The organism is Algoriphagus zhangzhouensis (assembly GCF_900148515.1).
In the GTDB taxonomy this organism is placed as follows: domain Bacteria; phylum Bacteroidota; class Bacteroidia; order Cytophagales; family Cyclobacteriaceae; genus Algoriphagus; species Algoriphagus zhangzhouensis.
Map to the genome: position 1 here is coordinate 80,960 of NZ_FRXN01000003.1, position 13,707 is coordinate 94,666.

Genomic DNA, 13,707 nt, shown 5'->3' on the forward strand with positions numbered 1-13,707 from the left:
ATTGACCTAAATCGGTCAAAATCCTTTGAAATCGCCCATTTTATCAATTTTGTTTCGATTGATAGAATTCGGCAAGCTTTTGGAACAATGGGTTGCGTCCTTTTAATGATAAAATTCTAACACGAACCTGGTATGAATGAGCAACGAATAGGCAAAATCCTGATAGTAGATGACAATGAAGATTTGCTTAAAGCGGCCAAAATCTTTTTGAAAAGACATTTTGCACAAGTAGATACAGAGACCAATCCAGATCTACTTCCCATTTTAACGCATAATGAAAATTATGATGTGATCATGCTGGATATGAACTTCACCAAGGATGTGAGTTCTGGTCAGGAAGGCTTTTATTGGTTGGACAGAATCCTAGAATTGGATCCCTCGGCAGTCGTAGTTTTGATTACGGCCTATGGAGATGTCAATCTCGCTGTGAAAGCCATAAAAGAGGGAGCCACTGACTTTGTTTTAAAGCCGTGGGAAAACGAGAAGCTTCTTGCTACACTGAATTCAGCCTTACAACTGCGCCAGAAAAAATTGGAAGTAAACCTTCTAAAAGATCAAAAAGCAACTTTGCAACAGGACATAGACAATAAGTTCAAGGATATTATTGGCCAAAGTCCAGCCATGCAAAAGGTTTTTGAAACTATAGAACGTGTTGCGACTACAGACGCCAACGTCTTGATTTTAGGCGAAAACGGAACTGGTAAAGAGCTGATTGCAAGGGCAATCCATAGAAATTCAAGAAGAAGTAGAGAAGCATTTGTCGGAGTTGACTTAGGGTCAATAACTCAAACGCTATTTGAATCTGAGCTTTTTGGCCATAAAAAAGGCTCCTTTACGGATGCGAAAGAGGACCGGGCAGGTAGATTTGAGCAGGCACATAAAGGAACTTTGTTTTTAGATGAAATCGGAAATCTACCCCTTCCCCTTCAAGCCAAATTATTGGCAGCCTTGCAAAATCGCCAAATCACCAGAGTCGGAGCCAATAAACCGGTAGATGTCAATATCCGCCTGATTTCGGCAACCAATATGCCCATCCATAACATGGTCTATGACAACAGCTTCCGCCAGGATTTGCTCTATCGTATCAATACTATCGAGATCCAATTGCCACCGCTTCGTGAAAGAGTAGAAGACATTCCTTTGCTGGCAGATCATTTTATTAGCTTTTACTCCAAAAAGTATAATAAAGACATTCGAAAAGCCTCTGAACCCCTTTTGAAAAGGATGATCAAATATCAATGGCCTGGAAATATTCGTGAACTCCAACATAGTATCGAGCGAGCTGTTATCATGAGTAATCACAATGTATTGCAGCCAGAAGATCTGTTTCTTCAAAAGGTAAATCAGCCTGAAAAATCAGAAGAAAACGTGAGTTTGGAGCATTTAAATATCGAGGATGTAGAAAGAATATTGATCAGAAAGGCGCTCCAAAAGCACAATGGGCATATCACTCGAGCTGCTGAGGAATTAGGATTGACGCGTTCCTCATTGTATAGAAGATTGGAGAAATATGGTCTATAGGCGTTTTTCGGTCGGGATCACGCTTCGAATCCTGTTGATCACCATTTGCCTTTTCTTGGGAATCTGGTTGTATTTCAGCCAGGATCTGATTCTGGCTCCAGCCATCCTAGGATTGGTTGTGGCAGGGATCGTCGGTGAGATGATCTATTATGTCAATTCCATCAATCAAAAGTTGGCTCGATTTCTCGATTCCATCCGTTTCGCAGACTTTTCTAGTTCCTTTACTTCTGATAGTAAAATGGGAAACTCATTCAAGGAAGTCAATCAGGCTTTCAATGAGGTCATGGAAGTCTTCAAGCAGACTCGAGCGGAAAAAGAGGAACAAATGCTCTTTCTTCAGATCATTATTCAGCATATCAATACCGGGATTATTTCTTTCAATCCTGTCGGTAAAATCGGTGTCATCAACAATGCCGCCAAGCAACTCTTGCAAATTCCTCAATTTCGGGACATCAATGATCTGGGGAGGCTTTCTCCTGTTTTGCTCAAAGAGGTTTTGGAAATGAAACCAGGCCAAAGAACTTCATTTAAAGTCAATTCAAGCCTATTTTTAATCATCCAATCCACTTCTTTGAAGATGGGTGGTCAGAGTTGGACTTTGCTTTCCCTGCAAAACATCAATGCGGAATTGCAATCCAATGAATTGGAAGCCTGGCAAAACCTAACCAAAGTTCTCCGCCATGAAATCATGAATTCCATCACCCCTATTTCTAGCTTGGTGGATTCCTTGAGAACAATCTTGGACGAAGACAGCTATGTGCAAACCGAAGGAATGTTGATCAAGCGAGATGGCTTTTTGGATATTCAGGAAGGCTTAGATACGATTGCTAATAGAAGTAAAGGTTTGGTCAACTTTGTGAATGCATACAGGGATTACACCAATATTCCTGAACCTAAAAAGGAGATTGTACCCGTTAAGGAGCTTTTTGAAACAGTGTTGATGCTAATGAAAGAGGAACTCAAGACCAATGAGACTTTCGTCAAAACCGAGATCCTTCCAGAAGACCTTGAAATCAGCTGTGATCCCAATCAAATCACAATGATCTTGATCAACTTGGTGAAAAATGCATCTGAATCTATGCAAAAACAAGCTGATCGAATGATTAGCCTAAGAGGAATTTCACAAGGAGATATGGGGACATTGATCCAAGTGGAAGATCATGGTCCGGGCATTGTTAAAGAAGCCTTAGAACGAATTTTTGTCCCCTTCTACACCACCAAAAAGACTGGCTCAGGAATCGGATTGGCTATTTCAAGACAGATTATGAACCTTCATCGAGGAAGCCTTTCCGTGGAATCAATTCCGGGAGAGAAGACGGTTTTTACGCTTACTTTTAAATAAAGCTTACTGCTCCAAAACCTGCTTTTCTTCCAACAAAACCTTCCTTAAAGCTTCATATTCTAAATCCTGAACGGCTATTTTCTGATCGATGGAAAGTGAAGCGGCAGCGGCTGCACTTTGTCCCAAAATCATAAATACAGGTTCCATCCGTATCGAGCCAAAAGCAGTATGAGAACTGGAAACACAAACCGGAACCAATAGATTGCTCACCTCATCCTTTTTTGGAATTAGAGTCCCATAAGAAATCGAATAAGGCTGTTTCGGATGAACTCCAATATCACCTTCATTTTGCACAAAACCACCCGGAGTCACAAAGCGCTGCGTATTATGGGAATCCAAGGAATAAGACCCCATTCCTACTGGCTGAGGCACTTCTTTGACTCCCAATACATCATGCTCAGTCATCACATAATTTCCAATCATTCGACGCGCTTCTCTCACATAAATCTGATGCGGCCAGCCACCGTTATCAGTGAATTCATCAGCTGCCAATCCATATTTTGACATTTCATCCCGTACTTCTTGAGGGACCTTAGGATCATTTGCAAGGAAGTACATTAGACCTTTTTGATAATCTGCATGTTCCAGAATGATCTCCTTTCTCCTTTCATAGGAAGCTTCTGGATAATCGTAATTTTTACCAATATAATCCGTACTGAAAGGTCCGTGATTGTTGGTATCCGTTTTATTGTTTGGGATCGGGTCAAACTTATTGAATGTCTCATCCCATCCAGAGGCATACACCCTAGCTAGCAATTCGTAGCGTGCAGGATTATAATTTTCAGGTTTTGCGAAAGGGATCAAATTATCCGGATTTCGACTCAATGCCATTCTGAAATTATAGGCTTGGAGCTTTTTGTCCCCCTCTCCATTGATTCCTGGAGCCTGGTCAGAAATTTCTGGTAAAAGCCCGGAACTTGGATCTCCAGGCACTTTGTAAGCACTGATCGAATCTTGGAAATAATGCCCATGTTGGTAAACGCCAACTTCTACCCCATTCCAATTTTCACCATAAACTGAATTGGCTTCTCTTCCTACAAAATAGCTGACACCTGCTGCAGCCATCAAATCTCCTTCATAGGTGGCATCGATGAACATTCTCCCCTGAAATGTCTTTCCTGAAAGAGTTTGAAAAGATTGAATAGCCCCATTTTCTAATACCATTCCATTTTCCCGATCCAGCCATTCATCTCGATAGATTATAAGATTATTTTCCTTTGCAAAATCTTCAAAAACCTGTTCGGCAACATGGGGCTCAAAAATCCACATGGTCCGGTTTGCTCCATCCATGGCCGGAGTACCTTGGCCCATATTCCCATACTCTTCCCGCTTTTGCCACTTCCATGCGGAGTCTTGTTCGTAGTGTAAATAAACCCGATGGTAAAACTCCCGAGCCAATCCCCCAATCACGGATTTATTTCCTGTATCTGTAAAGCCCAAACCTCCTGAGGAAAGACCTCCTAAATGAGTATCAGGAGAAACAACCAACACGGTTTTACCCATTTTCTTGGCTTGAACTGCTGCTGTTACTGCCGCAGAAGTTCCTCCATAAATGATTATATCAGCTTCGAAAAGGTTTTCTGTTTTTGGGCTACAAGAAAAAATCAACCCAATAAAAAGGAAGACAAAAAGGTTAGATTTATAAGACATTTTGGATCAGATTGTTAGAGTTAATAAGATAGATCAAAATAAAAAAAGGGCGAACACCGCCCTTCAAAAATTTAAATCAAATCTTGAATTAAAACCTCAACAATACCTTTATCAATCGATCTATATCATTCTGACTATTAAATAGATTAATAGACACTCTTAAAGCTTTTCCTCTAACAGAAACATAGATTTTTTCTTGCTCCAAGACCTCCTTCAGATCTAGAGGATTTAGCCCTTCTTTCAATGGAAGTTCGAATAAATGGTTGGATGAAAAGGAACTCATATCCATCCCCAAACCAATACTATCCTGAAAATTGGCAAGCGTTTTCTTCAACTCTAAATCATAGGTCTGAATCATTTCTGGTGTCCATTCCAAGAGTTGAATCAAGGATTGCTCCAGCATGGGCATCAGCACAAAGTGGCTGGTCTCTCCCACGTCAAATCGATTGGCTTGGGGAAGATATTTTTCTTGGTAATCCGTCAAACTTGAAAAAGTCTGAGAATTGGTTCGATTCATCCAGGACTCCTCCAATGGCCTCCCCTGATCAAAGGTTGAGCTAAAATATGCGATCCCCAATGAATAAGGTCCCAAAAGCCATTTATAAGTCGCACAAATCAATGCGTCGATTTGGCAAGCTTTGACGTCAATTGGCAAGGCTCCTACCGATTGGGTACCATCCACTATAAAGCAAGCCCCAACCTCTTTGCACTTCGCTCCAATAGCTTCCAAATCATAGTGGCAGCCACTCATCCAATGCACACTGGACAACAAAACAACTGCAGTATTTTCATCAATCGAAGCCAATACATTTTGATTCCATCGTTCATTTTTTGATTCTGAATTATCAGGCCTTTTGATCACTTCCAAAGTGGCTTCATTCTCATTTGCCCATCGATTGATTGAGAAATAACCACTAGGAAACTCATCCTCCACAGTGATAGCTTTCTTGCCTTTAGCAACTTTCCAGTTTGATAATGCGACTGCAAAACCGTAGGAAGTACTCGGTATAATCGCAACTTCATCAGATGCAGAACCGATCAATTGGGAGAAAAGTCCTTTCACCTTTTTGACACCTTTGAAAAAATCATCTGGGGCAATTGTTTGAGGATTTCTCATCTTTTGTAAATCCTCTATTGCTGCTTGTTCCGAGCTTTTTAAAACAGGGCCACGGTAGGCATTATTCAAATAGGAAACATCCTCAGCGAGCGAAAAAAGGTGCTTTTGGCAAGAGATCATAGGAATTGAAAATTTGAGATCAAGATATAAAAAAAGGGATCCTTATTGAATCCCCTTCTCAGGATATTTACCGGTGACATTCCTACCGAAGGCCATCATTTCTTCTATTTGCCCTTCCATATCACCATTTGGATAAATGGCCGGTCCAATGCCAGCTTCTTTCTTTTTATAATCCAAATAGCCAACCACAACAGGAACATCCGCCCCTAATGCGATATGATAAAATCCGGATTTCCATTTTTTCACAGCACTTCTGGTTCCTTCGGGAGTCACCATAATGACCAACTCATCAGATTCCTTGAGCATATTCACCATCGCTTCGGTATAGGTCTGCTTTCTTCCGCCAGGAATACGCTTTCTATCGATAGCAATCCCACCTAGCCCTTTGATCAACCAACCCAATGGTCCTACCATCACCTCTTTTTTGATGGTGAATTTTACAGGAATATCCATCAGGTAAAATGCAGCTCTTGCATATAACAAATCCCAATTGGAAGTATGGGGAATTGCGATCATCACAGCCTTTTTCAGCCCTTTTGGCCAGTTGTCATTGAGTGACCAGCCTGTGATCCAAAACACAATGCGAGAAAGAAACTTCATCATATGCTACTAATTGATAATTACTCGTTTTTAAGTTCTAAAATAGATGGGTTTTCGTCGATAAACCTCCGAACCTCATCATATCCGGCTTTATAGAGTTCCGGTGCTTTCTTTAAATCAAAGACTCCTATTTTCCCTAAACCCGGAGACTCTATGAAATAGTCACATTTATCTCTACGACTATAGACATTGTGGTTCATCATCATGATCACCGACCTTTCAATCAGATTTTTCATGTTTTTGATATTGCTTTCCTCTGGAAGATGATTGCAGCTTACCCCAATCACATAATCGCAGGTTCCCTCATGAGGTTCAACAGGAAGATTATTCAAAATCCCGCCATCTACCAAATGTTTATTACCAATAATGATTGGTTCAAACATCCCTGGAATACAAGCCGAAGACATCACTGCAGGTATCAACTCCCCTTGGGAGAAATAAACTGTTTTCCCCTTCTTAATATCTGTTGCGGTAACGGTCAATGGAATCTGAAGCTTTCCAAAATCATTATCTTTCAAATACAATTTGAATAGGCTCTCCACACTGGTCATTTTCAATAGACCAGTCCAAGAAATGGCCGGCTTCATGAATTTGAAATAGTTGGTATCCAGGATGATTTTTAGGATTTCCTCCGGTTGATACCCCTGACAATACATTGCTCCGACAATTGCTCCAGCGGATGTTCCACTGACTTGATTTGGGAAAATACCAACCTCATTGAGTCCCTTCAAGACTCCCAAATGGGAAATCCCCCTAGCTCCTCCGCCAGAAAGTGCCAATCCAATTTTCAAATCAGATTTCATGCAGTTTGAAAGTTTGGTCTACACGAACTCCTTTTTCGGTCATCTTCACCGTGCAGCATTCATTCACAGGATCATGTTCGAAAAACAAGATATAACCTTCTCTTGCAGCCTCCTCCAAGAATTTGGCTTTTTCATCCATCGTCAACAAAGGCCTGGTATCATAACCCATCACATAAGGAATAGGAATATGACCTACTGAAGGAATCAAATCAGCTACAAAAACCACCGTTTTTCCTTTGTATTGAAGCTTTGGAAGCATTTGCTTATCGGTATGGCCGTTTACAGTAATAAAATCAAATCCTGGGAACAGAGAATTAGTTTCTAAGTCTGTAAACTTGAGATGTCCCAACTCTTCCATCGGAAGGATATTTTCTTCCAAAAAGGAGGCTTTTTCACGTGGGTTGGGTTGAGTCGCCCATCTCCAATGATCCGGATTGGACCAATACGTAGCTCTTGGAAAAGTAGCTTCATATTGCCCATGACTTCCATACTTAATCCCTCCACCACAATGGTCGAAATGAAGGTGAGTCAGAAAATTATCAGTGATTTGATGAAAGCCAACTCCCAGACTTTTAAGGGATTTCTCCAAAGAGTCATCTCCATGAAGATAATAGTGAGAAAAGAATTTGGCGTCTTGCTTATCTCCAATCCCATTATCTATCAACACTACCCGATTGCCATCAACAACCAATAATGAACGCATCGCCCAGGTGCAGAGATTGTTCTCATCTGCTTCATTAGATCGACTCCAGAGTACTTTGGGAACTACCCCAAACATTGCTCCTCCATCCAATTTAAAAAGTCCTGTGTTGACAGTGTATAATTCCATTTCGGGTTTTATTAGGGTTAAAAAACCAGAAGCAACCTTAACCTGGGAAAAGATTGCTTCTAGCTTATTTATAGAAAATAATAAATCCTTACTCGACTACCACGCCCATTGAACAGAATTTGTCAATTCGCTGGTCAATTCGTTTTTCAGGTTTGATCTTATCCAATTCTTTCAAGGCATCCAAAATGGCTCCTTTCAAGGTATTAGACATCCATTTCAAATCTTTATGCGCCCCGCCAAGAGGCTCAGGAATGATATCATCTACCAATCCATTTCCTTTCATATCCATAGCTGTTGGCTTCAAAGCTTCTGCAGCCTGCTCTTTGTAATCCCAAGATCTCCAAAGGATTGTAGAACAGTTTTCCGGAGAAATCACAGAATACCAAGAGTTTTCCAACATCATGACTTTATCACCTATCGCTATCCCCAAAGCTCCACCCGATGCACCTTCACCGATGATGACGCATATCACTGGAACTTTCAGCATAAACATCTCTTTGATGTTTCTAGCAATCGCTTCACCTTGACCTCTTTCTTCAGCTTCCAATCCTGGAAATGCTCCTGGAGTATCAATCAAAGTAACAATTGGCTTTCCAAACTTCTCCGCCATTTTCATCAAGCGAAGTGCTTTTCTATAGCCTTCAGGATTCGCCATTCCGAAGTTTCGCAATTGTCTTTGTTTGGTGTTTCTACCTTTTTGCTGACCGATGAACATCACAGTCCGTCCATCCAAATCTCCCAACCCACCTATCATGGCCTTGTCATCAGAGACATTTCTATCTCCATGCAATTCCACAAAATCATTGGTCATCTCGTAAATGTAATCCAAGGCATATGGTCTATCAGCATGTCTGGACAGCTGAACCCGTTGCCAGCGAGTCAGGTTTTCAAAGGTTTCTTTTTTCAAAGCAAGGATTTTTTCTTCCAGGGACTCAATATCTGAACTTAAATCGATATTCCTACCATTGGCTAAATCCTTCATTTCCTGAAGTTTTTGCTCCAGATCAGCTATTGGCTTTTCGAATTCTAATACCATTTTGGTGATTTTTGAAAGAAACAAAGATAAGTCAAAAACTGGCAAAGTCTCAAAGTATTGTCCATGGAAGGTTGGATGCGGCTATCAGATTTATATAAATATTTGTTTTAGAACCATTTACATACTTGATTTTGAAATGAATCTCCACTGAAGGAAAAATCAATTCTGTGAACGGGTAAGTATTAATCCCAATCATCTTTATTTTTGAAAAGGAAAGATCTGAGCCGAAATCTGGCTTGGATAAAAACACACATGGAAAAAGAAATCAATTTAAGATCCGTCAATGTGATCCGATACATCCTTCCTTTAAGAGAAGGCGGATCCTTGCCTGCTTTGGCAGATGCCGATGACGGATTCAAATACGTATTGAAATTTCGCGGTGCTGGACAGCGTGAGAAAGCTCTAATTGCTGAGTTATTAGGTGGTGAAATTGCCAGAAAACTAAGCTTGAAAGTCCCTGAATTGGTTTTTGCGGAGCTGGATCCCGCTTTTGGAAGATCTGAAGGAGATGAAGAAATCCAAGACCTGCTGAAAGGAAGCCAGGGGCTGAACCTCGCCTTACACTTTCTTTCTGGAGCCATCAATTATGATGCTTTGGCCATGACTTTGGATCCGCTGTTGGCTTCCAAAATCGTTTGGTTGGATATGCTGATCACCAATGTGGACAGGACTTTCCGAAACACCAATATGCTAATGTGGAACCGAGAGCTTTGGCTCATCGACCATGGAGCCTCTTTCCTTTTTCAACACAACTGGACTAATTGGGAGAAAAGCGCTACCAACCAATTTCCAATTATCAAAAACCATGTTTTGCTCCCACAAGCAAGCCTTCTGGAAGAAGCCAATGCTGAACTGAAGCAGCTTTTGAGTCCAGAATTCTTCGAAAATCTGGTTCAAATCATCCCTGATGAATGGCTGCTTGCTGGTGGGGATGAAGAAGACCCCAATCAGGCGAGAAAAGTCTATCAAGACTTTTTAACTCTTCGTCTCTCTAATTCAGATCAATTCACTAAAGAAACCCAAGATGCAAGGACAGCACTTATATGAGTATGCCATCATCCGTGTGGTACCTCGGGTGGAGCGGGAAGAATTTATCAACGCAGGAGTCATTGTCTGTGATTGGAAAGGTGGCTTTTTGAAAGCCAAAATCCATTTGCATACTGAAAAGCTTCTTTGCCTTGATTCAGAAGCAGACATCGAAATTATTCAATCCAATTTGCAATCCTTTGAGAAAATTTGCGAAGGAAAACAAAAAGGTAGTCCTATTGGTGACATGGATCTGGCTTCCAGATTCCGATGGTTGACAGCTGTTAGAAGTTCTGTGATTCAGACTTCTCGTCCACACAATGGATTCTCAACCGATTTGGATCAGACTCTCGAAAAATTATTTAAAGAACAAGTGAAATAACCCCATAAAACCTTGAAAAAGCTCCTTTCCTCATTTTTCCTTTCTCTTATTCTGTTTGTTTCCTTGGCTTTCCAAAGCTTTGCTCAGGTTGATACTGTAAGTACTTTTAGCAAGTCTATGAACAAGGAAATCAAAGCAGTGGTCATCTCACCAGAAAATTTGGATCCAAACCAAGATTACCCTGTCACCTATTTACTCCATGGATATTCTGGCAACTATAAATCATGGATCGATGGAGTTCCTCAATTGGTGGATTTGGCTGAAGAATACCAAATGATCATCGTTACTCCTGACGGGAATTTTGACAGCTGGTATTGGGACAGTCCTGAAAAGGCTGATTCAAAATATGAAACCTATATTTCCAAAGAGTTAGTGGAATTTATGGATGAAAAGTATCCGACTCTAGCTTCCAAAGAAGGACGAGCTATCACAGGTCTGAGCATGGGAGGTCATGGGGCTTTATATTTGGCTTTCCGTCATCAGGACGTTTATGGGGTAGCTGGAAGCCAAAGTGGCGGAGTGGACATTACGCCTTTTCCTGAAAACTGGAACATGAAAACCTATTTGGGAGAAAAGTCAAAATATCCTGAAAGATGGGAGGAATATTCAGTGTTAGGCCAGCTCCATTTATTAAGCAGAAACAACCTTCCAATTATTATTCATTGCGGAACGGATGACTTTTTCTATCAAGCAAATCTCAAGTTGCATGAAGAACTCACCTACCTAAACATCCCACATACTTTTACTGCCAATCCAGGAGGACATAACTGGGAATATTGGGAGGAATCAGTTCAATATCACTTGCTTTATTTCAAGAATTATTTTGAATCAAAAAAAACAAAAGACTAACCTATTGGCAAAACTCATTTTTTTATTAGTCAAGAATAGCTCAAATCATCACCTTAGACTTAATCCAAATAAAAGATTACACATCTTAATATATCAAAACATAATTCTGCTATTAGTTCAAATCACCACGGCTTACGTTATAAAATTTAAGCAAATCTTAATAATAGACTAAGAATACTTTAAGGAGTCCGCCGTTACATTGGTTGTTAATTAAATTTTATATCAACCATGGACAGTAAACTAACCCGGAACGAATTCCTAAAAGAATTAGGATTCAAAGGAGCTTCATTGTTGGCTATTTATTGTGGAGCTTCCACACTAACTTCCTGCACCAATGAATCCAACACGCCAACTAGTGGAACAGTAGATTTTACCCTAGATCTATCTGTCTCTCCCAACACCACATTGAATACCGTGGGAAATTACCTGATCACAAACAGGATAGTAATCGCCAGAATTTCGGACTCTTCATTTGCTGCTGTTACCCAGATTTGTACTCATGAAAATCGAGCAAAAGTGATTTACCAGAACAGTTCTGGAGAATTTTACTGCACCGAACATGGGGCCAGATACACAACAGGAGGTGTTGGTCTTAATTCAGAAGGAAAAAAAGGAATTACTTCCTATAACACGGAACTTACCGGAACTACGCTTAGGATTTATTCTTAAAATCCACCCTACCCTTATCTATCATGCTTAAGAAATTCAAGCTCTTAGTGCTCCTGGTCCTTTGTGGATCAGGAGCTTTTGCACAAGACGACTTGCTGAATATGCTCAATGTGGACATGGGCAAAGATACCACATTCACGCAGGCAACTTTTAAAGCGTCCCGGCTAATCAATGGTCAAACTATTGAAACTGTATCCAAAAACCATCTTAATTTTTGGATATCACACCGTTTTGGTTCGGTCAATAGCGGTTTCATTTCCAACTTCTTCGGACTAGATGAGGCTAGAATCCGATTAGGACTGGAATATGGATTAACGGATCGATGGCTAATCGGAGCTGGAAGAAGTTCAGAGGAAAAAGTCTATGATCTGTATACCAAGTACAAATTACTTCGTCAGTCGAATCACTTTCCAATTACCCTGACAGCATATGGAAGTATGGCTATCAATACGATGCCAACTGGCTATGTCATGAATTCAGGAAATGAAATGGTATTCTACACCAATCCTGAACGATGGACCTATACCGGACAGGCTTTGATTGCTAGAAAATTCCACGAGAAATTCTCATTTCAATTGATGCCAACATTTATCCATTTCAATAAAACGGAAAGCAATTCATTTGATAACAACTTAATATCTCTTGGTATGGGAGGTAGATACAAAATCAGCAACAGAGTAACTTTCTCATTAGAATATTACTACAATCTTGTTGACCGAAATGGCTTTGAGACCTCCACAGGCTATGCCTATCCTTATCATAACTCCCTTTCTATGGGATTTGATATTGATACTGGCGGACACGTATTCCAATTGCATTTCACGAATGCCAGAGGCATGATCGAGCGTCAATTCATTGGTTTGAATACCGGTACTTGGGAAAATGCAGACATTTTCTACGGGTTTAATATTTCCAGAACCTTCAGTTTTGACAAAAAACGATAAGCTAAATTCAACATGAAAAAATTAGCAATTGCCATTTACCTGTTGCTTTTCGCCTTCATGGCAAATGGACAAAGTCTTTTCTCTACCAAAAGTGGAAGGATTTCTTTTCGTTCAGATGCGCCATTGGAGGATATTGAAGCTGTAAATAATAAAGTAGCAGCAATTCTAAACGCTGATAATGAAGAGCTAGCTGTACAAATGAGAATCATCGATTTTGAATTCTCTAATAAACTCATGCAGGAGCACTTTAATGAGAATTATCTGGAAAGTGAAAAATATCCAACTGCGACATTTAAAGGAAAAATCATTGAAAAATTGGACCTCCAGAAAGCTGGAACCTATCCTGCCAATGCCAAAGGCACTTTGACCGTTCACGGAGTCAGTAAAGAAGTTGCTATTCAAGGAACTATAAAATCAACAGAAGGCAAGTTGGAAGCCGAATTTGAGTTTCCAATCAAGTTGGAAGATCATGAAATTGAAATTCCATCGATTGTCTTTCAAAAGATTGCCGAAGAGGTTGAAGTCAAAGGGAAATTTACTTTGGTCAGAAAGTAGAGTTCAATAAGGAAATAAAAAAAGGTTTCTATTTAAGGATTAATTGTCTATTCGGCTGCGTACCTGCACCTAAATACTCGCCTATAATGGCTTGAGCAATAAAAATGACAATAGACAGTTTTGAATGACGGGTTGATTCATGTAAATTGGAATCAACTCTTCTTTTTAAAACAAAATTTGAATCCAACTTTTCCTTTTCTGCCCTTTTTCCTATAGGTGAAAAAGGACCAAAAAACCCACCGCTGTCCATTTTTGGGTTAAAAT

General features: G+C 40.2%; 15 protein-coding genes. 8 read left to right on the forward strand and 7 right to left on the reverse strand.

What is annotated here, in order from left to right; genetic code table 11:
• Positions 1-132 precede the first annotated feature (132 nt).
• Complete coding sequence (locus BUF13_RS10595; protein WP_073571789.1) at positions 133-1,521, forward strand: sigma-54-dependent transcriptional regulator; 1,389 nt, start codon at positions 133-135, stop codon at positions 1,519-1,521.
• Positions 1,511-2,863 (forward strand): sensor histidine kinase, encoded by a 1,353-nt coding sequence (locus BUF13_RS10600; protein WP_073571790.1) that lies wholly within the window; start codon positions 1,511-1,513, stop codon positions 2,861-2,863. Before BUF13_RS10595 ends, BUF13_RS10600 begins: the two co-directional genes overlap by 11 nt.
• A gap of 3 nt (positions 2,864-2,866) precedes the next feature.
• On the opposite strand, the gene BUF13_RS10605 is transcribed toward BUF13_RS10600, so the two are convergent.
• The 6 genes from BUF13_RS10605 to BUF13_RS10630 form a co-directional block, all read right to left on the reverse strand.
• Complete coding sequence (locus BUF13_RS10605; protein WP_073571791.1) at positions 2,867-4,513, reverse strand: FAD-dependent oxidoreductase; 1,647 nt, start codon at positions 4,511-4,513, stop codon at positions 2,867-2,869.
• 88 nt (positions 4,514-4,601) lie between these two features.
• Complete coding sequence (locus BUF13_RS10610) at positions 4,602-5,750, reverse strand: aminotransferase class V-fold PLP-dependent enzyme (RefSeq protein ID WP_073571792.1); 1,149 nt, start codon at positions 5,748-5,750, stop codon at positions 4,602-4,604.
• 42 nt (positions 5,751-5,792) lie between these two features.
• On the reverse strand, positions 5,793-6,353 hold the full coding sequence (locus BUF13_RS10615; RefSeq protein WP_073571793.1) for a 1-acyl-sn-glycerol-3-phosphate acyltransferase: 561 nt from the start codon (positions 6,351-6,353) through the stop codon (positions 5,793-5,795).
• 17 nt (positions 6,354-6,370) lie between these two features.
• Complete coding sequence (locus tag BUF13_RS10620; protein WP_073571794.1) at positions 6,371-7,153, reverse strand: patatin-like phospholipase family protein; 783 nt, start codon at positions 7,151-7,153, stop codon at positions 6,371-6,373.
• Positions 7,143-7,982, reverse strand: coding sequence for an MBL fold metallo-hydrolase (locus BUF13_RS10625; RefSeq protein WP_073571795.1), 840 nt, complete (start codon positions 7,980-7,982; stop codon positions 7,143-7,145). The genes BUF13_RS10620 and BUF13_RS10625 overlap by 11 nt, the downstream gene beginning before the upstream one ends.
• 88 nt (positions 7,983-8,070) lie before the next feature.
• The gene (locus BUF13_RS10630; RefSeq protein WP_073572435.1) at positions 8,071-9,018 is read right to left on the reverse strand and encodes an acetyl-CoA carboxylase carboxyltransferase subunit alpha; all 948 of its coding nucleotides are present in this window, start codon (positions 9,016-9,018) and stop codon (positions 8,071-8,073) included.
• 252 nt (positions 9,019-9,270) lie between these two features.
• On the opposite strand from BUF13_RS10630, the gene BUF13_RS10640 reads away from it, so the two are divergent.
• The 6 genes from BUF13_RS10640 to BUF13_RS10665 all read left to right on the forward strand — a co-directional run bounded on the left by BUF13_RS10640 (position 9,271) and on the right by BUF13_RS10665 (position 13,443).
• Entirely contained in the window at positions 9,271-10,065 is a 795-nt protein-coding gene (locus BUF13_RS10640) for a HipA family kinase (RefSeq protein ID WP_073571797.1), read from the forward strand.
• Positions 10,043-10,426, forward strand: coding sequence for a DUF3037 domain-containing protein (locus BUF13_RS10645; protein ID WP_073571798.1), 384 nt, complete (start codon positions 10,043-10,045; stop codon positions 10,424-10,426). The genes BUF13_RS10640 and BUF13_RS10645 overlap by 23 nt, the downstream gene beginning before the upstream one ends.
• Before the next feature lie 12 nt (positions 10,427-10,438).
• Positions 10,439-11,275, forward strand: coding sequence for an alpha/beta hydrolase (locus BUF13_RS10650; protein WP_073571799.1), 837 nt, complete (start codon positions 10,439-10,441; stop codon positions 11,273-11,275).
• Between the two features lie 228 nt (positions 11,276-11,503).
• The gene (locus BUF13_RS10655; RefSeq protein WP_073571800.1) at positions 11,504-11,944 is read left to right on the forward strand and encodes a Rieske 2Fe-2S domain-containing protein; all 441 of its coding nucleotides are present in this window, start codon (positions 11,504-11,506) and stop codon (positions 11,942-11,944) included.
• Between the two features lie 23 nt (positions 11,945-11,967).
• Positions 11,968-12,888 carry a DUF5777 family beta-barrel protein gene (locus BUF13_RS10660; protein ID WP_073571801.1) on the forward strand — a complete coding sequence of 307 codons (921 nt, stop codon included), beginning with the start codon at positions 11,968-11,970 and terminating at the stop codon, positions 12,886-12,888.
• 12 nt (positions 12,889-12,900) lie between these two features.
• Positions 12,901-13,443 (forward strand): YceI family protein, encoded by a 543-nt coding sequence (locus BUF13_RS10665; protein ID WP_073571802.1) that lies wholly within the window; start codon positions 12,901-12,903, stop codon positions 13,441-13,443.
• Between the two features lie 28 nt (positions 13,444-13,471).
• Here the strand turns inward: BUF13_RS10665 and BUF13_RS10670 are convergent, their stop codons facing one another.
• Positions 13,472-13,693 (reverse strand): hypothetical protein, encoded by a 222-nt coding sequence (locus BUF13_RS10670; RefSeq protein ID WP_073571803.1) that lies wholly within the window; start codon positions 13,691-13,693, stop codon positions 13,472-13,474.
• Positions 13,694-13,707 lie beyond the last annotated feature (14 nt).